This window comes from Streptomyces monashensis (assembly GCF_001866665.1).
Taxonomy (GTDB): domain Bacteria; phylum Actinomycetota; class Actinomycetes; order Streptomycetales; family Streptomycetaceae; genus Streptomyces; species Streptomyces monashensis.
Genome location: NZ_MLYO01000118.1, coordinates 1 through 20,453 on the forward strand (window position 1 = coordinate 1; position 20,453 = coordinate 20,453).

Sequence of the window (20,453 nt, forward strand, 5' to 3'; positions counted from 1 at the left end):
CTTAGGCACGTGAGATGTCTCTCTCCGAGCCGATGCTCCCCGCACCCTCAAGATGCTGCGCTCCGGCCGCCCTCCGCACACCTGTGACCCGAACCGCCTTCCCCCGCGAGCCAGTTGGCGATCGTCGCGGCGATGGGCTGACCTGTGTCCATCTCGACGAACCCGAACTGACCCGACTGGTTGCACTCCAGGAACCACCAGATCCCGTCCGCGTCCTCGGCGAAGTCGAACGCGCCGTAAGCCAGTTGCGCGCCCTCCATGTACCGCCGTACGCCCTCCGCGACGCGCGCCGGCACGTCCGCGGGCAGCCAGGGGGAGAGCGAGGGGGCGAAGCGGACGTCCACGTCGTCCGGATGGGCGTCGGGGGCGGTGGGTTTGCGCGCGGCCAGCAGGGTGTCGCCGACGACGGTGAGCCGGATGTCGGCCCGCTTGGCGATCCGCCGCTGGAGCAGCGTCGGGCCGAAGGCGACCGCCGAGAAGTCCGTGTCCGGCGCGACCCGGCTGGTCGGCACCGCGCGCGGCGGCTCCTGCGGATGCGCCCCGGAGACCGGCTTGACCACCAGATCCGGAAAACGCTCCGCGAACTTCCGCGCGGCCTGCGGGAACGTCGTGATGAGCGTGGCCGGGACGGGCAGGCCGGCGCACTGGGCGAGATGCAGCTGCCACGGCTTGTACCGGGCGCGCCGGGCCGCGTCCGGATGGTTCATCCAGCGCGTCTCGCCGCACCGCAGCATGCCGTACAGCGCCTGCGTGGACTCCTCCGTCAGCCAGGCCGACGGGTGCGCGGCGCGGGCCGCCGCGGCACCGGGCCTGCGCACCCAGACCGAGCGCAGGCCGTTCATGCTCACGAGACGCCCGCCGACCGACAGATGTCCGTCGTAGGCGCCCTGCACGTACTCGCCCGACAGTGCCACCCCGTTGGTCAGATCGGCGGGATCGAGCCGGAGGACGGGCACGCCGGCCTCGCCCAGCCGGAGGACCACCATGTCCGCCGTCACGTCCTCTTCACTGGTCAGGATGAGTACGGTCATGTTCCCGGGTCCGCGGTTCAGTCGTCGAAGTGCGTCTTGGAGCCCGCGGTGGACGTCGTGGTCCCCAGGGCCCTGAGCGTGGCGTGGTCGGTGGCGGCGGCGCGCCCGTCCGGGAGGACGTTCAATTGCAGTCCGGAGTCGTACGCATACGGAGTGGTGACGTCCAACTGCACAGCGGGCCGCGCGTAGTTGAGCGTGAACGGTTGCATGGTCTCTCCCTGGTTCGGCTTTTCACGTCCTTATACGAATCGAACGAGTGAATGGTTTCCTTACGCTGCGTAATCGCAGGTCGGGGAGGGTCCCGTCAGGGCGCTCCACAAGGAAACAACACATCGTTGGCCCGTTGTGAGGGCCGGATAGCATGCCCTCATGGCACATGACGCCGACGATGTCCACGACGTTCACACCGCGGCCCGGTTGCGGCTGACCGCGCTCGGGGGCGGCGCCGCGGCCGACGGCGCCCCCGCGCACCGGGTCGCCCAGGACGCTGCGCTGCTCGGCCGGTTGCTCACAGCGACGGACCGCCGTCGCGCGCAGGCCGACGCGGTGGCGGTCGTCACGCCGGCGGACGTCACGGCCGACGACATCGGTGCCGCCCTCAGCCTCGTCGACGGCCTGCGTCATCAACTGGACCGGCTGGAGAGCCAGGTGGTGATGGAGGCGCGGCGCCGGGGCATGGACTGGCGGCAGATCGCGCATCATCAGGGGCTGAACTCCTCCCAGGCCGCCTCGCAGCGCCATCAGCGGCTGACGACCCGGCTCGAGGAGATCCGCCAGGGCGTCAGGTAGAAGGCGTCCGGCAGAAAGAGGGCGTCAGGTAGAAAGACGGATGTGGAAATGACGGACCAGCCCGACGAACTGTTCTCGGCGGTGGACTCGCTGCTCGCCGCCGTGGACGACGGCACCGTGCTGCCCGCCCCGGCGGAGCGGACACGCCTGCGCGAGGCGGCCGGCCTGACCGAGGCCGCGGTCGCGCAGGCGCTCGGCGTCCGCGTGCCCAGCATCCAGGCCTGGGAGGCGGGCCGCGCCGAACCGAAGGGCGACCGCCTGGAGGCCTACCGCCGCCTCCTCGACGGCCTGTCCCGGCGCTACCCGGCCCCGGCCGGCGCACCGGGGACCGCGGCGCTCGCGCCGCCGCCCGGCTCGTCCGTTGCGGACGCCCCGTCGCCCCGGCCCGCGGCTGCGGCAGCCGAGTCCGCCCCGCCGCCCGCGCCCACCACCCCGGCGACCACGGTGGCGTCTTCCGATCCGGCCACCGGGGCTGCGCACCCGACGGCGCAGGCCGCTGCCGCCGGTCAACCGTCCGGGCCGGCCGGTCCGCGTCCGGCCGCCCCGCCCGCGGGTGACTCGGTGTGCGCCGCCCCCGCTCCGGGGGACACACATCGGCCGACCCCGGAACTGCATGGTCCGGAGCACGCCCTTCCCGGGCCGGCGGCCGGTTCCGACGCGCCCGGACCGGCCCCGCGCCCCGCGGCCGGCCGTCCCGCCGCCCGAAAGCCCGCGCCCAGGAGGGCCGCCCCCGGCGCGTCCCGCACCCCCTCCCGCTCCGCCTCGGCCGCCGCAGGCGCCTCCTGCGCCCCCGGCCCCGTCGACCCCCGCTTCGCACACGGCCCCCTCGCGGTGCTGGACGCCGATGACGACGGCCGAGTGAGCGCGTACTGCGTCGGCGGGCTCGTGCTCGACGTGCCCGCGGCCTCGCTGCCCGATCTGGTGGAGTGGACGCTCACCGAGGCGCGGCTCGGCCAGCCCCGGCTGCACCGGTCCGGGAAGGACGCCGATCCGCTCGTCGTCCTCACCGAGTCGGCGTGCCTGCGCTTCGGACTGCCGCCGAAGCTGAGTGACGAGGAGCGGCTCGCCGGCCGGATCCCCGACACGCACAAGGCGGTCCGGCAGCTGCTCAAGGCCGACTGGCTGCTCACCCGGCGCGGATTCGGGCCCTGGGCCTGGGTCTACCGCCCCGCCGAGGGCAGCCGGCGCCACAGCGTCCACTTCTGCCTGCCGTCCTGGCACGCGCTGGACAGCCGTTACTGGGGCGGCGCGGCCGACCTGCCCCCCGCGGAACTCGCCCACGTCCTCGGCACGTACGCCACGCGCGTCCTCAGCCCGTGCGGTTCCACGGCCGTGACGGGCCTGGAGCTGATGACCGCCCTGCACCCGCCGACCCGCGCGGTGCGCGACGCGGCCGGTGCGTGGGTGTCCGCCCCGAACCCGGGCGCCCTGACCGAGGCCGTCGACTGCGCGCCCTGCGAGGCCCCGGACGGGCACCCGCTCCTCGCCCACCTGCCCCGCTTCCACGAGCGCACCCCGGCCGAGATGCTCCGCGAGGAGGCCTACGACTGGGCCCGGCCGCTGACCGACGAGGAGTGCATGCGGCCGTATCTCGTCGGCATCGACGTCAACATGGCGTTCGCCGCGGCGGCCAACCGTACCGTCGTCGGCCTCGGCGCCCCGGCGCACGTGCACAACCCCGGGTTCGACCCGGCGCTGCCGGGCTCCTGGCTGGTCGACCTCTCCCACGTACGGCTCGACGAACGCCTGCCGAACCCCTTCACCCCGGACGGCGAGCCGCCCGAGGGGCCCGCCTGGTTCGCGACACCGACCGTGGCGTACGCCCTCGAACTCGGTTACGAGGTCGCGCCGTTGGAGGCGTACGTCCGTCCCGAGCACGGCCCGTACCTGGACGCCTGGTACACCAGGCTGCGCGACGCGTACATCGCCACGATGGCCGACCTCGGCGTCACCACCGGCATGGCGCCCGAGGAATACCTCGCCGCGATGGAGCGGCACAAGGGCCGCGACCCGCAGCTCGCCCTCGTGCTCTCGGCGATCAAGGCCACGGTCAAGGGCGGCATCGGCAAGCTGCGCGAGCGCGGCCGCTCCGGATGGCGGCCGGGGGAGCGGTGGCCGGCGCTGGACCGCCCGACCTGGCGCCCGGACATCCGCGCCGCGGTCATCTCCAAGGCCCGGGTCAACATGCACCGCAAGATGCTGGCCACCGCGCGCGCCACCGGCCAGTACCCGGTCGCGGTCCTCTCCGACTGCGCGGTCTACGCCTCCGACGGCCCGACCCCGCTCGACTTCCTGCCCTACCGGGACGGAAAGCCGCTGCCCGGCGGGTTCCGGGTCGGGGTGAGCCCGGGCATGGTCAAGCACGAGGGCACCCAGAGCGTGCTGTGGGCGGAGGGCCTGCGCGAGGAGTACGGCGACGGGCTGAACCTCGCCCGCTACATCAAGTCCGGCGAGATCACCGCCCCGGACGCGGGGGAGTAGCGCCGCCCCACCGCGCTCAATGCGCTCACTGCGCTTCCCACGCCCACCTCGCTCACCGCGCGAGCGCGCTCCGCGCCACCGTCAGGGCCTGTTCCGCGTAACCGCGCCCGAACAGCACGGCGTGCACCAGCAGCGGGAACAGCTGGTGCACGCCCACCCGTTCACGCCATCCGTCGGCGAGCGGTGCCGTCCCGTCGTACCCGGCGAGCACCCGGTCCAGGTGCGGACAGCCGAACAGCGCGAGCATCGCCAGGTCGGTCTCCCGGTGTCCGCCGTGCGCGGCCGGGTCGATGAGCCGGACCTCGCCGTCGGCGCCCCACAGCACGTTGCCGTTCCACAGGTCGCCGTGCAGCCGGGCGGGCGGCTCGGCGGGGCCGGCCAGCTCCGGCAGCCGCGCGCAGACCCGCTCGAACACGGCCGCCTCGCCCGGCCGGAGCGTGCCGCGGTCGACCGCGCCGCGCACGTACGGCAGCACGCGGTGCTCGGCGTACCAGCGGGGCCAGTCGGTGCCGGGCGCGTTGCGCATGGGGGCGAGGCCGATGAACGCGTCCTCGGGGCCGTCGGGCGGCGGCGCCCCGAAATCCGTGGCACCCGCGGCGTGCAGGGCCGCCAGGCCCTGGCCGAAACGCAGCGCTGCCTCGGGGTCCGGATGCCCGGTGTGCACCCGCTCGGTGACCATCCAGCGCTCGTCGTGCCCGAGCACCGCCGGCACCCGGACCGTGCCCGCCGCGGCCAGCCAGCGCAGCCCGGCCACCTCGGCCCGTACGGCCCCGGGCGCGTCGCCGCGCTTGACCATCACCCGGGTGCCCCCGTCCAGTGTGACCTCGGCGGGTGAGCCGGATCCCGCCCGCGCCCCGGTGACCGGGCGACCGGTGAGCCGGGACGCCGCCCGGCGCGGATCCTCGTGCGCCTCGTCTCGGGTGACCACGGTCCCAGAGTACGGCGTTCAACAGTTGCACGGGGCACGGAACTTCGAGCATTGCTACGACTGTTTCCAGCCAAAACCAGGCAGTAACTGCACGTACTGATTCCGTACGACTAGCGTGAGGGCGCCGCGCAGCCACACCAGGGGCACCGGGCCCCGCAGGGACTAGCGCGCGGCGGAGGATTCCCTCTGTGACCACAGCATCCGTGCTGCTGGCCGACCTCTTCGAAGTCCAGCCGTACACCTCCCACTGCGAGGTCATCCTGGACGAGGGCGCGCACGCGGTGATCGGTGTCTCCCCGGGCAACAGCTACTTCTCGGCCCGCCGCCTGCACGCCCTCGCCCGCTGGGGGCTGGACCACTTCGACCAGGTCGACTTCGTCTACACCGACCTGTACGTCGCCGAGATGTACGAGGCGTCGGGCTATCCGCCGGACGAGGCCCGGCGCAAGGCGGTGAAGAACCTGCGCGGTGTGCGCGCCAAGGTGCGGGACGCGGTGAACGGGGCGGACCCGGACGGCGGGCGGCTGGACTGGCACCCGATGTCGGAGTTCCGCACCAACCCCGCCTATCAGGAGATCCACCGGCAGCTGGCGGCGCGACTGAGCACCGACGGCGCTTTCCGGGCCGTCTGCGACGCTCTGGTGAATCGTTTCCTCACCGCGCGCGGCGAGGAGCCGACCGAGCGGCTGCGGGCCGTGTGCCTGGAGTACGTGTGCGCCGAGGCGCCGCTGTTCCTGGACACCCCCGCGATCCTCCAGGTGCCCTCCTCGCTCAACTGCTACCACCAACTGCTGCCGATGGCCGAGCTGTTGTACTCCCGCGGCGCCGGTCTGCGCGCCTCGCGCAACCAGGGCCACGCCGTCGTCACCCCCGCCGCCGTCGAAGGAACCGCCGCATGACCACCGCCACCGGCACCCGCGCCGGCCACCCGTCCCTGCTGGACTTCCCCTTCTCCTGGAACGGCACCCAGGTCCCCGCCGAGGTCGAGGACATACGCGCCGCCACCCCTGTACGGCGCGTGCGGACGATCGCCGGTGACGAGGCCTGGCTCGTGTCGTCGTACGAGCTGTGCGCGCAGGTGCTGAAGGACGACCGGTTCTCCCTGAAGGACACCTCCGCCCCCGGAGTGCCCCGGCAGTACGCGCTCACGATCCCGCCCGAGGTCGTCAACAACATGGGCAACATCACCGGCGCCGGACTGCGCCGCGCCGTGCTGAAGGCGCTCAACCCGAAGTCGCCGGGCCTGCTGGAGTGGCTGCGCGAGGAGGCACACCGGCTGGTGGACCGGCTGCTGGCCGACGGCCCCACGGCCGACCTGCGCGGCGCGTTCTGCGAGCCGTACTCGGCGGGCATGCACTGCCGCATCCTCGGCATCCCGCAGACCGAGGCCCCGGCCTTCTCGCGAAGCCTCGACATCGCCTTCATGAACGCGCCCTGCCCGGTCACCGGTGCGCGGATCAACTGGGACCGGGACATCGCCCGGATGACGGCCCTGCTCGACGACCCGGCGACGCACGCGACGACGGGCCTGATGGGCGAACTGGCCGCCCTGCGCGACGACCCCGACTACGCGCACCTCACCGACGAGATGCTGGCCACGGTCGGCGTCACCCTGTTCGGCGCCGGCGTGATCTCCACCTCCGGCTTCCTCACGATGGCCCTGGTCCACCTGCTCACCCACCCCATCGCCCGCGACCTCCTGCGGGCGCGCCCGGACCTGATCGGCCCCGGCGTCGAGGAACTGCTGCGGGTCAACCTCTCCATCGGCGACGCCCTGCCGCGCCTCGCCCTGGCCGACGTCCGGCTCGGCGACGTCGGGATCCGCGCCGGCGAACTGGTCCTGGTGCTGGTCGAGGGCGCCAACCTGGATCCCGACAAGTTCCCCGACCCGCACCGCTTCGACGTCCACCGCGACAACGCCGCCGAGCACCTCTCCTTCGGCGGCGGCGCCCACTACTGCCCGGCGACCGCGCTCGGCCGCGCGCACGCCCGTATCGCCCTGGAGGTCCTGCTCGCCCGCCTTCCCCACCTCGCCCTCGCCGTCCCGCCCGGCCAACTGGTCTGGCGCACGGGCTTCATGAAGCGGATCCCCGAACGCCTGCCGGTCACCTGGTAACAGACACCGTCCGCCCGCGCGGCGTCTTCGACCCGGGGTCCCGGGCGGGGGCGCCGGCGGATCGCCCCGGACTCGGCCGGTGGCCCGGAGCACCCGGCGTTCTCATCGGCGGGCGGCGGGCTACGCCTTCCGGGGCAGGCCCACCGGGTTGCCCGGCGGCAGCAGGCCCGAGGCCATGACGGCGTCGGCCAGGGGGTCCAGCAGTGCGGCGAGGCGGGCGCTGCGATCGGGGCCGAGCGCCGTCCAGGGACCCTCGGCGGCCGTGTCGGTCAGCGCCTCGACCTCCGTGCGCAGCGCCGCCCCGGCCGTGGTGAGCGACCCGTCCGCCGCGAGCAGGCCCCGCTCGCGCAGCCGGGCCCCGGCCGCCGCCCAGTCGGTCCGTTCCCACTGGCGCGTCTCGCGCAGGAACTCCCCGTCCGACTCCCCGTCCGCGGCCTTGAGCACCATCGCCTCGACCGGGCCAAGCCCCTGACTCACCAGCACGGCGACATGCGAGTCGCCACGGTGCTCACGCAGCGTCGTCAGGCCCTGCCACAGCCGCGCGGCCGGGCGCCCGGGGCGCTCCAGCGTCTGGTTGGCGGCGGCCAGCACCCGGCCCGTGGTGTCCGCCGCCGCGGCGGCCTCCCACGCCAGGTCGGCCGCCTCGGCGAACTCGGCGGAGCCGACGGTGTCCGCGCCGAACAGGGCGGTCATCGCCGCGTCCAGGGCGTCCAGACGGGTGGTCAGCACCTCGGCCGGGGCCGCGTACCCCCAGGCGTCCGGCAGGGCCCGGGCCACTCGCGCGGGGTGGAAGACGTAGAAGCAACTCGTCACCACGGACGGGGACACGGCGCCGAGCGGCGCGGCGCGCAGCGCGAAGTACCCCATCCAGTACCCCCGCAGTCCGAGTGCGTCCGCCGCCCGGCGCACCTCCGGTGCGAAGTACACGAGATCGTGCACCGGCTCGTACCGCTCCCACAGGGCCCGCGCCATCCCGTCCGCCACTGAAGCCTCCCGCCGCCTCGGCATGCTGTACCTGTCACATCTGCCTGTGGGCACCAGCCTGCGTTATGACGCTGGTCATAACAAGAGGTTCGGGGAAGTTCGAGAGTGCGCGAGCGCCGCGCGGTGGTGGCGCCACGCCGACGTGTTCCCCCGGACGGCCGCTCGAAGAAGGTGATCACTGGGTCAGACGGGTGGCTCGATGACTCCATTGGGCGGCTCAGATGGTGCGAGTCCGGGCCCTCGCTGACGGTGGTTCATGTCGAGGCCGGGTCCATTCAGCTGATGAGGTATCCGCTGCCTGGCCGCGACGGAAGGACTTCGCTATGCGTTCTGCCCGCAGGCTTCTGGCCACGGCGGCCGTCACGGCCGCCCTCGCCTTCGCCACGCCCGGCGCCGCGCTCGCGGTCGCCCACCTGGGCGACGACGGTGGCCGCGACGACTCTTCCTACAGCCGCGACCACGGTCGCGGCGACGACCGAGGCCGTGACGGCGGCCACGACAGCGGTCACGGCAATGGCCGCGACAACGGCCGAGGCAACGACAACGGCCGCGACAATGACAATGATCGCGGAGGCGACCGTGGAAACGGTCGCGGACACGGCGATCTGCGCGGAGGAATTCACACAGGTGGCGGAGCACTCGCCCTGGTGCGCGGCGACGGCCACGGTGGAGACCGCGACGGAGGCGGTGACGACCACGGCCGGGGCGGTGACGACCACGGCCGGGGTGACGACCGTGGCGGTGACAACGACCGGGGCCGTGGTGACGACCGGGGTCGTGGCGAGCCGCACGGTGGCGTGCACACCGGTGGTGGTGCGCTGGCCATGGTGACCGGTGACGGCCAGGGCGGGGACCGTGACCGTGGCGGCGACGGTGGTGACCGCGGACGTGGCGGCAACGACCGAGGTGGCGACAGCGACCGCGGCCGTGGCGACGACCGTGGCGGCAACGACCGTGGCGGTGACAACGACCGGGGCCGTGGTGACGACCGGGGTCGTGGCGAGCCGCACGGTGGCGTGCACACCGGTGGTGGTGCGCTGGCCATGGTGACCGCTGACGACCAGGGCGGGGACCGTAGCGGCGGCGACGGTGGCGGTAGCGACCGGAGTGGCAGCGACCGTGGCGGCAGTGAGCGTGGCGGTAGCGACCGTGGCGGCAGTGAGCGTGGCGGTAGTGACCGAGGTGGCAGTGACCGTGGCGGCAGTGAGCGTGGCGGTAGCGACCGAGGTGGCAGTGACCGAGGTGGCAGTGAGCGTGGGGGTAGCGACCGAGGTGGCGAGAGCGACCGGGGTCGTGACGAGCCGCACGGTGGCATGCACACCGGTGGTGGTGCGCTCGCCGATTCGGGTGTGACCGCGGGCGGTCTGGCCGTACTCGCGCTGGGCGCGGGCGCCATGTACGTGGTGCGCCGCCGGAAGGCCGGTCAGGGGTCCTGATCCGGCGGCTCGTTTCCTGAGGCAGCGGCCGCCGCCGACGTGCCCCTCGCGTCGGCGGCCCGCCGCCCGGGGACGTCCCGCGCGTCCCCCCACGAGCGCCGGGCCTCGGCACCGGCGCCCTTGTTCTGATCCCTGTGCTGCCGTATCCGAGCGAGGTGGTGTCCGATGGCAGCAAATACCTCCCCCCCGTCACCTGCGGACGGGCGGAGTTCCGGTCGCGGTGGACGGCTGACGCTGTGGTTGGTGGCGATCGTCGTCCTGTTCACCAGTGTGTTCGGCGGCCACCACAAGACCGGTGACTCCTCGCAGACTTCCCGGGCCTCCGGTGCGGGCGCCTCCTCGACCACCGACCGGGGTGGCTACTCGACCACCGACCGCGGTTCGTCCTCGACCAGCGATCGCGGTGCCTCCCCGGCCACCGGCCAGGACACCCCCGCGACCGGCGAGCCGCAGCGGTCCCGTGCACAGCAGACCGGTCCGTCACTGCCCCGGTCCGCACCGACCCGCCTGATCATCCCGAAGATCGACGTGGACGCCCCCTTCACCACCCTGTCCCTCGGCGGTGACGGCAAGCTCCAGCCGCCGCCGGCCGGCGACACCAATCTGGTCGGTTGGTACTCCAAGGGCGTCGCGCCCGGCGAGCAGGGTGCCGCGATCATCGCCGGGCACCTCGACACCACGACCTCCCCTGCCGTCTTCGCCAATCTCGACGATCTGGCGCCCGGTGACGAGTTCACCGTGGAGCGTGCCGACGGACAGGACGCGGACTTCGTCGTGGACGACGCCAAGACCTTCGCCAAGGACGAGTTCCCCAGCAAGCGCGTGTACGGCGACGTGCCGCGCGCCGAGGTCCGGCTCATCACCTGCACCGGTCCGTACGACCACGCGGCGAAGGACTACACCGACAACCTGGTGGTCTTCGCCCACCTGGTGTGACAGGTCCGCCACTTGGCAGCCCGTACAAGGGCGGCCCGTACGGCCGGACGGCGCGGTCAGACGGCGCCGTCCCCGAAGGGCCCGCCCGCGGTGAACGCCCGCGCGGCGAAGCGCTCGCCGATCCGGCGGTGCGCGGCGGCGTCCGGGTGCAGGTCGTCGGGCAGCGGCAGTTCGCCGAAGTCGGCCTCGCCGTACAGGTCACGGCCGTCCAGGTAGTGCAGGTTCCGGTCCTCGGCGGCGCGCTCGCGCACGATCCGGTCCAGCTCCGCGCGGATGACGTTCAGCGTGAGCTTTCCGCTCGCCGTCTCCGCCGGGTCCCCGACGGCCCGGAACCGCAGCCGGCCCTCGCTCATGGCGGAGAAGTCCGGGGCGCTGGGACCCGGCGTGTCCTCGTGTATCGGGCACAGGATGGGCGAGACGACGAGCAGCGGTGTGTCGGGGTGGCCCTCGCGGACGGTGTCGAGGAAGCCGTGCACGGCCGGGCCGAACGCGCGCAGCCGCATCAGGTCGGCGTTCACCACGTTGATGCCGAGCTTGACGCTGATCAGGTCGGCGGGGGTGTCGCGCAGCGTGCGCGCGGTGAACGGGTCGAGCAGGGCGCTGCCGCCCAGCCCCAGGTTGATCAGCTCGACCCCGCCCAGGGCCGCGGCGAGCGCCGGCCAGGTGGTCGTGGGGCTCGCGGCGTCGGAGCCGTGGCTGATCGAACTGCCGTGGTGCAGCCACACCGCGCGGCCCCGGTCCGGCACCGGCTCGACGGGGGCGTCGGCCCGCAGCGCGACGAGCTCGGTCGTCTCGTTGTGCGGCAGCCAGATCTCCACGTCCTTGACCGTGCCGGGCAGGCCCGCGAAGCGGACGGTGCCGACCGGGCCCGGCCGGAGCTCGACGCCGCCGGTCGTCATGTCGATCGTGAGTGTGTTGCCGCCCTCGACCCGGCCGCTGCCGGCGAGCCGTCCGTCGACGAGCAGGTCGTACACGCCGTCCGGGCGCGGCGGCGCGCCGACGTAGACCCGCTTGGTCGCCAGGGTGTCCAGCTCGACGACGGTCGCGCGGGTGCGCAGGGCCAGCCGTACGCCGGAGGGCTGGGACTCCACCATGGCGAGCTGCGGGTCGGCGCACTGCGCGCGGGCGCGGGCGGGCAGCCGGTGCGGCAGGACTCCGTGCGCGGTGCGTTCCACGTCCAGCGCGCCGCGCAGGAGTTCGGGGTGCAGCGGGATGGAGTGCATGTGTCGGCCTGCGTTTCGGGGAGTAGCCGGGAAGGTCAGGGAGTGGGCCAGTTGCGCAGCAGGGCGTCGAGGGCGTCCAGGACGCGCGTCCAGGACTCCTGGGAGTCGGGGGTGCTGTGGCTGAATCCGCCGGCCAGCTCCAGGCTGACGTAGCCGTGGAAGACGCTGCCGAGGAGGCGCACCGCATGCGTCTGGTCGGGTTCGGTCAGGTCGTAGCCGCGCAGGATCGCCCGGGTCATCTGGGCGTGCCGGCCGCCCGCGCTCGCCGCCGCTGCTTCGGCGTCGAGCGGATGGCGGGTCGCGGCGTAGCGGCCGGGGTGCGCGCGGGCGTAGTCGCGGTACACGTCGGCGAACGCGGTCAGGGCGTCCTTGCCGGCCCGGCCGGCGAGCGCCTCGGCGGCGCGGTCGGCCAGTTCCTCCAGGGCGAGCAGGGCGATCCGGGTCTTGAGGTCCTGGGAGCTCTTCAGGTGCGAGTACAGGCTCGCGACCTTGACGTCGAACCGCCGGGCCAGCGCGGACACGGTCACCTGTTCAAAACCGACCTCGTCGGCCAGCTCGGCCCCCGCACGGACCAGGCGCTCGGTGCTCAGACCTGCGCGAACCATGAGCCTTCCCCTCTCTGCCGTAATCGATTATGCACATGCCTAAAACATTTAGGCAAATCATGGTGTGCTGTAGGCCGGTCGGGGTAAAAAAATGACAGCGCGCCCCGACCCGGTCAAGGGGGCGGGAAATGGTTCGCGCGGCGCCGACCGGCCGTCCTAGCCTGCCCGGCATGGCAAAAGCACCCGTTCTCACGCCCCGGGCGGACGACTTCCCGCGCTGGTACCAGGACCTGATCACCAAGGCGGAGCTGGCCGACAACGGCCCGGTGCGCGGCACCATGGTCATCCGACCGTACGGGTACGGCCTGTGGGAGCGGATGCAGCAGGACATGGACGCCCGGATCAAGGCGACCGGCACCCGGAACGCCTACTTCCCGCTGCTGATCCCGGAGTCGTATCTGACACGGGAGGCCGAGCACGTCGAGGGTTTCGCGCCCGAGCTGGCGGTCGTCACCCATGCGGGCGGCAAGGAGCTGGAGGAGCCCGTCGTGGTCCGCCCCACCTCCGAGACGATCGTCAACGAGTACTTCGCCAAGTGGGTGCAGAGCTACCGCGATCTGCCCCTGCTCATCAACCAGTGGGCGAACGCGGTGCGTTGGGAGCTGCGTCCGCGGCTGTTCCTGCGGACGACGGAGTTCCTGTGGCAGGAGGGCCACACCGCCCACGCGACGTACGAGGAGGCCCGGGACTTCGCGGCGCGCGTCCAGAGCGAGGTCTACGGCGACTTCCTGCGCGACGTCCTCGCCATGGACTTCGTCCCCGGACGCAAGACGGCCCGGGAGCGGTTCGCCGGCGCGGTCAACACGCTCACGCTGGAGAGCATGATGGGCGACGGCAAGGCGCTCCAGATGGTCACCAGCCATGAGCTGGGCCAGAACTTCGCCAAGGCCTTCCACACGCGCTATGTGACGAAGGACGGGCGGCAGGAGCACGTCTGGCAGACCTCCTGGGGCTCCACGACCCGCATGATCGGCGCGCTGGTGATGACCCACGGCGACGACGACGGGCTGCGCGTCCCGCCCCGGCTGGCCCCGGTCCAGGCGGTGGTCCTGGCGGTGAAGGGCGACGAGGAGGTGCTGTCCGCCGTCCGCGCGCTCGGCGAGCGGCTGACGGAGGCGGGCGTACGCGTCCACGTGGACGACCGCACGGACGTGCCGTTCGGCCGGCGCGCGGTCGACTGGGAGCTGAAGGGCGTCCCCGTACGGATCGAGGTGGGCCCGCGCGACCTGGAGAACGGCACCGCGATGCTGGTCCGTCGCATCCCGGGTACCAAGGAGCCGGTGGCCACCGCGGCGCTGCCCGCGCTGCTGCCCGGGGCGCTGGCGGACGACCAGGCGCTGCTGCTCGCGCAGTCCCGCCGGCGCCGCGTGGACCGCACGGTCGAGGTGACCGGTGTGGCGGAGGCCGTCGAGGCCGCGCGGACCGGCTGGGCCCGCATCCCCTGGGCCACGCTCGGCCCCGACGGCGAGGCCCGGCTGGCCGAGCAGGGCGTGTCGGTACGGTGCCTGGTCGCGGCGGACGGTTCGGTGCCGGCGGGCGAGGACGAGCCGGGGACCGTCGCGGTGGTGGGCCGGGCGTACTGAGGCGGCGGGGCGGCTGACGACCGCTCCGTCCCCTTTTCTCTCTCCTTTCTCTCTCCCTCGCACGCGCCGTCGCACGACGTCGGCTGACCTGCGGCTTGTGCCTGGCAGGGCACAATGGAACGCTTCGTCCGCCCGGTGTGAGCCGGGGCGGTGCGGCCGATACGAGGAGGGGCGCGATGGAGCTGGAGCTGCGGCATCTGCGGGTGCTGTGCGCGATCGCCGACGCGGGCAGTGTGGGGCGCGCGGCGGCACAGCTCGGCTACTCGCAGCCCGCCGTGAGCACCCAGCTGCGCCGCATCGAGCGCCACTTCGGCGAGCCGCTCTTCGACCGCGGCACGAGCGGCGCGCGCCCGACCTCCTACGGTGCCGAGGTGGTCGCCCAGGCCCGTGACGTGCTGGCCCGCGCCGACGCGATCGGCCACCGGCCGACCCCCGCGCGGCCCCGCCGTACCCTGCGCGTGGCCGCGACCAACTCGCCCATGCTGTCGGGTACGGTCTCCCGAGTCCGCACCCGGCTGCCCGGGCTGTCCCTCGCGGTGAACAGCGTCTACGCCTCCTCACGGATCGTGGAACTGCTGGAGGAGGGTGCGGTGGACGCCGCGATAGCCGCCGACTACCCGGGCATGGAACTGCGCCACTCGGACGCCGTGCGGCACCGCGGCATCGTCACCGAGCCGACGTTCGTCGCCCTGCCCGCCCGGCACCGGCTGCGCCAGAGCGCCCAGGTGCAGCTCGCGGACCTGGCCGAGGACGCGTGGTTCGTGACCCCGGACGACGGCGCCGGCTGGCCCGGGGTGTTCTACGACGCGTGCGCGGCGGCCGGTTTCACCCCGGTCACCGTGCACGAGTTCCTCGGCGACCAGAGCCAGCTCCAGAGCATGATCGCCGACGGACTCGGGGTGTCCCTGGTGCAGCCGACGCTGCGGCCGGGCCCGCACGTCGTGGTCAAGCCGCTCGTCGGCTCCCCCCTGTGGTGCCGCTACGTGCTCGCCTGGCGGCCGGACAGCGTCACCGACGAGGTCCTGGAGGCGCTGGCCCAGTCCGCCACGGCCGCGTACCGCGACCTCGTCGCCCAGGCGCCGCATCTGCGGGCCTGGGCCTCCCGCACCTGGAGCGTCACCGGGGCGTAGCGGCACGTCAAGAGCGTCTCGCGGTGTTATGAGGCGGCCGGTGCCATGTGCTATGTCACACGGCATTGTCGCCTCGTCGCCCCGCTGACACAGTGCCTCACACGCCTCAACCCCCCACCGAGGCGCACCACTTCGTGGAGGAACCTCGATGCGCAATCGCTTCGCGCTGCCCGGACGCGGGCACGGGCGTACCGTCGCACGCCTGACCGGCGTGACCGCCGTCTGTGTCACCGTGGTCGGCCTGCTGTCCGCACCCGCGCCGGCCGCGCCCCAGCCGCACCCCCGTACCGCCGCCACGCCCCGCGCCCACACCTCGGTACCCTCGCCCACCGGCGCCGCCACCACCGCCACCGAACTCCCGGCAAGCCGGACCCGGCGGCTCAGTCCGGCCCAACTCCCTCCGCAGCAGCCGATGTTGAGACACGCACCCCGAGCGACCGCCAAGGCGTCCTCCTGCACCCCGGGCGACTTCGGCAGCCGTACCGGAGCCGCCCTCGTCGCCTTCGTGAAGGCCTCGACGACGGACTGCGTGAACACGCTCTTCGCGGTCACCGGTCAGGACGCGCACGCCGTCTTCCCCGAGTCCCGGATGCTCACGGTGGCGGACGCGTTCACCCGCACGGCCGCGCACTACCGGGGCGACAACACCGGCAGTCTGGAGCAGCTGGTGCTGTTCCTGCGCGCCGGCTACTACGTACAGTTCAACGACCCCTCGGACACGGGCCCGTACACCTCCCGGCTGACCACCGCAGTCACCGCCGGCCTGGACACCTTCTTCGCCCGCTCGCACGCGTACGACGTCACGGCCGCCAACGGCGACATCCTCGGCGAGACCGTCGTCCTCACCGACAGCGCCGACCAGCAGGGCCGCTATCTCCCGGTCTACCAGAGGCTGTTGGAGGACTACGACAGCTCGTACGACACGGTGGACAGCATGGTCAGGGCGGTCAACGACGTCTACACCCCGCTGTGGCGCGGCAACTGGAACCCCGACTACGTCCAGGCGGTCACATCCGACCCGTCGATCACCGACACCCTGCACGACTTCGCCCTGGACCACACCGACCTGCTCGGCACCGACCAGGCCTACCTGGACTCCAACGCCGGTATGAACCTGGCCCGTTACGTGGAGCATCCCGAACTCCAGGCCACCGTACGGCCGTTGGCCAAGGACCTGCTGGACGAGTCGGAGATCACCGGCCCGACGGCCGGACTCTGGGTCGCGGTGGCCACGCAGGCGAACGCCTACGACGGCGGCGACTGCGCGTACTACGACGTCTGCGACCTGCCCGCCAAGCTCACCGCCGCCGCCCTGCCGGTCACCCACCGCTGCGACGCGGCCCACACGATCCGCGCCGAGTCCCTGACGGCGGACGACCTGGCCGCCGTGTGCGCGAGCGTGCAGAACCAGGACGCCTACTTCCGCAACCTGGTCAAGGCCGGCGGCGCCATACCCGGCCAGTACGTCTCCACCATCCAGCTCGTGGTCTTCGCGAGCCGCGCCGACTACCGGACCTACGCCGGTGCCATCTATGGCGTCAGCACCGACAACGGCGGCATCACGCTGGACGGCGATCCGTCCGACCCGGCCAACCAGCCCACGTCCGTCATGTACCAGAAGGACTCCGACGACGGCTTCACGGCCCGGATCTGGAACCTCAACCACGAGTACACGCACTTCCTCGACGCCCGCGACGACATGAAGGGCGACTTCACCCAGCAGACGTCCGTGCCCGACGTGTGGTGGATCGAGGGCCTCGCCGAGTACGTCTCCTACGGCTACCGGGGCGTCGCCGACGACCAGGCGATCCAGGAGGCGGCCAAGCACACGTACAAGCTGAGCACTCTCTTCGAGAACACCTACGCCAACAGCGACACGACCCGCACCTACCCCTGGGGCTATCTCGCCGTGCGCTACATGGCGGAGCGCCACCCCGACGACGTGCAGCGGATGCTCGCGCGCTTCCGCGTCGGTGACTACGCGGGCGGTTACGCCGTCTACCACGACGGCATCGGAACGCGGTACGACGCCGACTTCGACCAGTGGCTCACGGCGTGCGCGGCGGGAGCCTGCGCCACCTCGGCGAAGGCCGGGACCGGGGCCTGAGCGCACGTGCCCTCGGCGCGGCGGAGGCCGCCGACCGGAATCCCGGTCGGCGGCCTCCGCCGTACGCGCGCTGTCCCGTCGGCGGTCAGACCGCCGTGGCCGGGAACGTCGGGTACTCGACGCCCGAGACGTGCTGGACGACGCGGACGACCTGGCAGGAGTAGCCGAACTCGTTGTCGTACCAGAGGTAGAGGATCGCGTTGTCACCGTCGACCTTGAGGGCCCCGCCGTCCACGATCGAGGCGTGGCGCGAGCCGATGAAGTCGCTGGAGACCGCGTCGGGCGCCGTGGTGAAGTCGATCTGGCGGCGCAGCGGCGAGGTCAGCGAGACCTCGCGCAGGTAGTCGTGGACCTCCTCGGGGGTGGTCTCGCGGGCCAGCTGCAGGTTGAGGATCGCGATCGAGACGTCCGGCACCGGAACGCGGATCGAGCTGCCGCTGATCTTCGCCTTCAGGTCCGGCAGCGCCTTGGCGACGGCGGAGGCGGCACCGGTCTCGGTGATCACCATGTTGAGCGGCGCGGAACGGCCACGGCGCTCGGCCTTGTGGTAGTTGTCCAGCAGGTTCTGGTCGTTCGTGAACGAGTGGACGGTCTCCACGTGCCCGCGCAGCACGCCGTACTCGTCGTCCATCGCCTTCAGCGGCGGGACGATGGCGTTGGTGGTGCAGGAGGCGCAGGACAGGATCTGCTCGTCCGGCTTGATCGTGTCGTGGTTGACGCCGTGCACGATGTTCGGGACGTCGCCCTTGCCCGGCGCGGTCAGGACGACCTTGTCGATGCCGGGGCGCAGGTGCTTGGACAGGCCCTCGCGGTCGCGCCACTTGCCGGTGTTGTCGATGAGGATGGCGTCCCGGATGCCGTACTCGGTGTAGTCGACGGCCGTCGGGTCGTCTGCGTAGATCACCTTGATCGCGTTGCCGTTGGCCACGATCGTGCTGGTGTCCTCGTCCACGGTGATGGTGCCCTGGAACTGGCCGTGGATGGAGTCGCGGCGCAGCAGGGAGGCGCGCTTGACGATGTCCTCGGCACCGCCGCCGCGCACGACGATGGCGCGCAGCATCAGACCGTTGCCGGAACCGGCCTTCTCGATCAGCAGGCGTGCGACGAGCCGGCCGATGCGGCCGAAGCCGTACAGGACGACGTCCCGTGCCTCGCGGCGCTCGATCTTGTTGCCGCCGGTGGCGCCGGCGACGGCCTCGGCGGTGAACTCGGCGACGCTCAGGCCCCGGTCGTCGGCCTTGTACGTGGCGGCCAGCAGGCCGAGGTCGATCTGGGCGGGGCCGAGGTCGAGCGCGGTCAGGGCCTGCAGGAAGGGCATGGTCTCGGTGACCGACAGCTCCGCGCCGGCGATCTGCCGGGCGAAGCGGTGCGTCTTGAGGATGCTGACCACCGACTTGTTCACCAGGGAGCGGCTGTGCAGCAGGACGGTCACGTCCCGCTCGCGGTGCAGCTTCCCGATGAGCGGGATCATCGACTCCGCGATCTCCTCGCGGATCTTCCAGTTGGTGAACGAGTCGTCGTTGACAGTCACAACATCCATCTTTCGAGCTAGGCAGCGCTCATATGTTTACCACACGCTGTCTCGCCCTCCCCGGGCGCCTCGGTCGGTGATCGATCGGCGGCCGGTGAGTTTGCTGGTTGACGGCTTTTTGTCCTGATTCTGAGAGAAGGGGCAATTTCCTGAATCAGGGTGGAAGTGTGTAAGAAACCCGGGTCGCGGATTGCACGTCTTACCAGGCGTGTTCAAGGTCATGAGCGTGAGTACCTCTTCTGTACCCCGGCCCGAGTCGGCCGCCCCGTCCCCTCCCGCCCGTCTGTCGGCGTTGCCGGCCCTGCCGCGGATCGCGCGGCGTGGAACTCCCGAGGGCGCGCTGCCGGCCCTCGCGCTGTTCGTGGCCGTCCGGTTCGCCGGGGTCCTCACAGTGATCCTCACCAACGCCCTGCGGGGCCATCCACTCGTCAAAACCCTCGCCCACTCCTGGGACTCCCGCTGGTATCTGCACATCGCCGCCCAGGGGTACGGCCACAAGATCTGGATCACCCCGCAGGGCGCCGTCCAGGCCGACTGGGCGTTCTTCCCGCTGTACCCCGGCATGATCAGGGCGCTGACCACCGTCCTGCCGCTGACCCCCGGCCAGGCCGCGCTGCTCATCTCCTGGATCTGCGCGGGCGTGGCGGCGTACGGTGTCTACGCCATCGGCCACCTGCTCTACGGGCGCGGCGTCGCCACCGCGCTGGTCGCCCTGTGGGCCGTGATGCCGCACGCCGTCGAGCTGACCATCGCCTACACCGAGTCGCTGTTCGCCGCACTGGCCATCTGGTCCCTGTACCACGTGCTCAAGCGCAACTGGCTGTGGGCCGGAACGCTGGCCGCGCTCGCGGGCCTGGCCCGGCCCAGCGGCTTCGCGATCGCGCTGGCCGTCTCGCTGGCCGCCGCCCATGAGGCGTGGCGCCGGCGCGGCCGGGTCCCGGTGAGCCTGTGGGCCGGCGCCGTACTCGCCCCGCTGGGCTGGCTCGGCTATGTGCTGTGGGTGGGCAGCCAGACCGGAAACCTGCTCGGCGGCTACTTCAAGGTGCAGAGTGCCTGGGACTCCAAGTTCGACTTCGGCGTCGGCTCGGCCAAGTTCGTCAAGTCACTGCTGCTGCACGGCGGGGGAGTCGTCTACCCGATGGCCCTGGTGATCGTCGCGGCGGGCGTCCTGCTGTTCGCGCTGCTGTGCCTGGAGCGCGCCCCGCTGGCGCTCGTCGTCTTCGCGGGGGTGCTGATCCTGCTCGTGGTCGGCGGATCCGGCTCCTTCTCCTCCAAGCCGCGGTTCCTGCTGCCGGCCTTCCCGCTGCTCATCCCCATGGCCCGCGCCCTGACACGGACCTGGCGGGTCCGCCCCGCCCACGCGGTGCTCGTCTACGGCGCCCTCACCGTCGTGTCCCTGCTCTTCGGCGCCTTCCTGACGGCGGTGGCCCACTCCCCGCTGTGATCCACCGCCGGACGCCCGCGCCGCCGGCCCCGCTCGCCGCGGTCGGTGCGGCGGGCGCGGGCGTGAGCGGCGGGGTGCCCGGCTTCGGGGCGGTGGTGTGCCCGTGCGTGCTGTGTGTCACCGGCCATC

General features: G+C 72.5%; 18 protein-coding genes. 10 read left to right on the forward strand and 8 right to left on the reverse strand.

Annotated elements, in window-relative coordinates; all coding sequences use genetic code 11:
• Positions 1 to 47: 47 nt before the first annotated feature.
• Together tgmB and tgmA are read right to left on the reverse strand one after the other, a co-directional pair.
• Positions 48 to 1,031, reverse strand: coding sequence for an ATP-grasp ribosomal peptide maturase (gene tgmB, locus BIV23_RS42965; protein ID WP_071386425.1), 984 nt, complete (start codon positions 1,029 to 1,031; stop codon positions 48 to 50).
• Between the two features lie 17 nt (positions 1,032 to 1,048).
• Positions 1,049 to 1,240: a putative ATP-grasp-modified RiPP gene (gene tgmA, locus BIV23_RS42970; protein WP_071376133.1), complete on the reverse strand. Its 192-nt coding sequence runs from the start codon at positions 1,238 to 1,240 to the stop codon at positions 1,049 to 1,051.
• A 160-nt stretch (positions 1,241 to 1,400) separates the two neighbouring features.
• Here tgmA and BIV23_RS42975 point away from each other — a divergent pair, with 160 nt between their 5' ends.
• Together BIV23_RS42975 and tap are read left to right on the forward strand one after the other, a co-directional pair.
• Positions 1,401 to 1,820, forward strand: a complete 420-nt coding sequence (locus BIV23_RS42975; RefSeq protein WP_071386426.1) for a hypothetical protein — start codon at positions 1,401 to 1,403, stop codon at positions 1,818 to 1,820.
• 48 nt (positions 1,821 to 1,868) lie between these two features.
• A complete protein-coding gene (tap, locus tag BIV23_RS42980) occupies positions 1,869 to 4,301 on the forward strand; it encodes a telomere-associated protein Tap (RefSeq protein ID WP_071386427.1) in 2,433 nt (810 codons plus the stop codon).
• A 52-nt stretch (positions 4,302 to 4,353) separates the two neighbouring features.
• Here the strand turns inward: tap and BIV23_RS42985 are convergent, their stop codons facing one another.
• The gene (locus BIV23_RS42985; protein WP_071386428.1) at positions 4,354 to 5,229 is read right to left on the reverse strand and encodes a fructosamine kinase family protein; all 876 of its coding nucleotides are present in this window, start codon (positions 5,227 to 5,229) and stop codon (positions 4,354 to 4,356) included.
• A gap of 188 nt (positions 5,230 to 5,417) precedes the next feature.
• Between BIV23_RS42985 and BIV23_RS42990 the strand changes: the two genes are divergently transcribed.
• A complete protein-coding gene (locus tag BIV23_RS42990; RefSeq protein ID WP_079173775.1) occupies positions 5,418 to 6,128 on the forward strand; it encodes a cyclodityrosine synthase in 711 nt (236 codons plus the stop codon).
• Positions 6,125 to 7,345 (forward strand): cytochrome P450, encoded by a 1,221-nt coding sequence (locus BIV23_RS42995; protein WP_071386429.1) that lies wholly within the window; start codon positions 6,125 to 6,127, stop codon positions 7,343 to 7,345. Before BIV23_RS42990 ends, BIV23_RS42995 begins: the two co-directional genes overlap by 4 nt.
• A 120-nt stretch (positions 7,346 to 7,465) precedes the next feature.
• Here BIV23_RS42995 and BIV23_RS43000 read toward each other — a convergent pair whose 3' ends face one another.
• Both BIV23_RS43000 and BIV23_RS43005 read right to left on the reverse strand, forming a co-directional pair.
• Positions 7,466 to 8,329 (reverse strand): SCO6745 family protein, encoded by an 864-nt coding sequence (locus BIV23_RS43000; protein ID WP_071386430.1) that lies wholly within the window; start codon positions 8,327 to 8,329, stop codon positions 7,466 to 7,468.
• Between the two features lie 275 nt (positions 8,330 to 8,604).
• On the reverse strand, positions 8,605 to 9,648 hold the full coding sequence (locus BIV23_RS43005; RefSeq protein WP_071386431.1) for a hypothetical protein: 1,044 nt from the start codon (positions 9,646 to 9,648) through the stop codon (positions 8,605 to 8,607).
• Here BIV23_RS43005 and BIV23_RS53445 point away from each other — a divergent pair.
• Positions 9,643 to 9,765, forward strand: coding sequence for a hypothetical protein (locus BIV23_RS53445; RefSeq protein WP_256256442.1), 123 nt, complete (start codon positions 9,643 to 9,645; stop codon positions 9,763 to 9,765). The two genes, BIV23_RS43005 and BIV23_RS53445, sit on opposite strands and share 6 nt — an antisense overlap.
• 165 nt (positions 9,766 to 9,930) lie before the next feature.
• On the forward strand, positions 9,931 to 10,701 hold the full coding sequence (locus tag BIV23_RS43010) for a class F sortase (protein ID WP_079173776.1): 771 nt from the start codon (positions 9,931 to 9,933) through the stop codon (positions 10,699 to 10,701).
• A 56-nt stretch (positions 10,702 to 10,757) separates the two neighbouring features.
• Here the strand turns inward: BIV23_RS43010 and BIV23_RS43015 are convergent, their stop codons facing one another.
• Positions 10,758 to 11,924, reverse strand: a complete 1,167-nt coding sequence (locus tag BIV23_RS43015; protein ID WP_071386432.1) for a GDSL-type esterase/lipase family protein — start codon at positions 11,922 to 11,924, stop codon at positions 10,758 to 10,760.
• Between the two features lie 35 nt (positions 11,925 to 11,959).
• Positions 11,960 to 12,529 (reverse strand): TetR/AcrR family transcriptional regulator, encoded by a 570-nt coding sequence (locus BIV23_RS43020; RefSeq protein ID WP_071386433.1) that lies wholly within the window; start codon positions 12,527 to 12,529, stop codon positions 11,960 to 11,962.
• Between the two features lie 170 nt (positions 12,530 to 12,699).
• Between BIV23_RS43020 and proS the strand changes: the two genes are divergently transcribed.
• From proS to BIV23_RS43035, 3 genes are all read left to right on the forward strand, one after another.
• The gene (gene proS, locus BIV23_RS43025; RefSeq protein ID WP_071386434.1) at positions 12,700 to 14,112 is read left to right on the forward strand and encodes a proline--tRNA ligase; all 1,413 of its coding nucleotides are present in this window, start codon (positions 12,700 to 12,702) and stop codon (positions 14,110 to 14,112) included.
• A 176-nt stretch (positions 14,113 to 14,288) separates the two neighbouring features.
• Positions 14,289 to 15,242: a LysR family transcriptional regulator gene (locus BIV23_RS43030; protein WP_071386435.1), complete on the forward strand. Its 954-nt coding sequence runs from the start codon at positions 14,289 to 14,291 to the stop codon at positions 15,240 to 15,242.
• Between the two features lie 148 nt (positions 15,243 to 15,390).
• Positions 15,391 to 17,349, forward strand: a complete 1,959-nt coding sequence (locus tag BIV23_RS43035; RefSeq protein ID WP_071386436.1) for a collagenase — start codon at positions 15,391 to 15,393, stop codon at positions 17,347 to 17,349.
• Between the two features lie 85 nt (positions 17,350 to 17,434).
• On the opposite strand, the gene BIV23_RS43040 is transcribed toward BIV23_RS43035, so the two are convergent.
• Positions 17,435 to 18,880, reverse strand: coding sequence for a glyceraldehyde-3-phosphate dehydrogenase (locus BIV23_RS43040; protein ID WP_071386437.1), 1,446 nt, complete (start codon positions 18,878 to 18,880; stop codon positions 17,435 to 17,437).
• Between the two features lie 220 nt (positions 18,881 to 19,100).
• Between BIV23_RS43040 and BIV23_RS43045 the strand changes: the two genes are divergently transcribed.
• Positions 19,101 to 20,324 carry a glycosyltransferase family 39 protein gene (locus BIV23_RS43045; protein ID WP_177240244.1) on the forward strand — a complete coding sequence of 408 codons (1,224 nt, stop codon included), beginning with the start codon at positions 19,101 to 19,103 and terminating at the stop codon, positions 20,322 to 20,324.
• Positions 20,325 to 20,453: the final 129 nt, after the last annotated feature.

What these genes read in the sequence shown, in the direction of transcription:
- tap (WP_071386427.1), top strand. Translation starts at nt 1,869, where the DNA reads ATGACGGACCAGCCCGACGAACTGTTCTCGGCGGTGGACTCGCTGCTC.
- BIV23_RS43045 (WP_177240244.1), top strand. Translation starts at nt 19,101, where the DNA reads ATGAGCGTGAGTACCTCTTCTGTACCCCGGCCCGAGTCGGCCGCCCCG.
- tgmA (WP_071376133.1), bottom strand. Translation starts at nt 1,240, where the DNA reads ATGCAACCGTTCACGCTCAACTACGCGCGGCCCGCTGTGCAGTTGGAC.
- BIV23_RS42975 (WP_071386426.1), top strand. Translation starts at nt 1,401, where the DNA reads ATGGCACATGACGCCGACGATGTCCACGACGTTCACACCGCGGCCCGG.
- tgmB (WP_071386425.1), bottom strand. Translation starts at nt 1,031, where the DNA reads ATGACCGTACTCATCCTGACCAGTGAAGAGGACGTGACGGCGGACATG.
- BIV23_RS43035 (WP_071386436.1), top strand. Translation starts at nt 15,391, where the DNA reads ATGCGCAATCGCTTCGCGCTGCCCGGACGCGGGCACGGGCGTACCGTC.
- BIV23_RS43010 (WP_079173776.1), top strand. Translation starts at nt 9,931, where the DNA reads ATGGCAGCAAATACCTCCCCCCCGTCACCTGCGGACGGGCGGAGTTCC.
- proS (WP_071386434.1), top strand. Translation starts at nt 12,700, where the DNA reads ATGGCAAAAGCACCCGTTCTCACGCCCCGGGCGGACGACTTCCCGCGC.
- BIV23_RS43030 (WP_071386435.1), top strand. Translation starts at nt 14,289, where the DNA reads ATGGAGCTGGAGCTGCGGCATCTGCGGGTGCTGTGCGCGATCGCCGAC.
- BIV23_RS43020 (WP_071386433.1), bottom strand. Translation starts at nt 12,529, where the DNA reads ATGGTTCGCGCAGGTCTGAGCACCGAGCGCCTGGTCCGTGCGGGGGCC.
- BIV23_RS43015 (WP_071386432.1), bottom strand. Translation starts at nt 11,924, where the DNA reads ATGCACTCCATCCCGCTGCACCCCGAACTCCTGCGCGGCGCGCTGGAC.
- BIV23_RS53445 (WP_256256442.1), top strand. Translation starts at nt 9,643, where the DNA reads ATGCACACCGGTGGTGGTGCGCTCGCCGATTCGGGTGTGACCGCGGGC.
- BIV23_RS42995 (WP_071386429.1), top strand. Translation starts at nt 6,125, where the DNA reads ATGACCACCGCCACCGGCACCCGCGCCGGCCACCCGTCCCTGCTGGAC.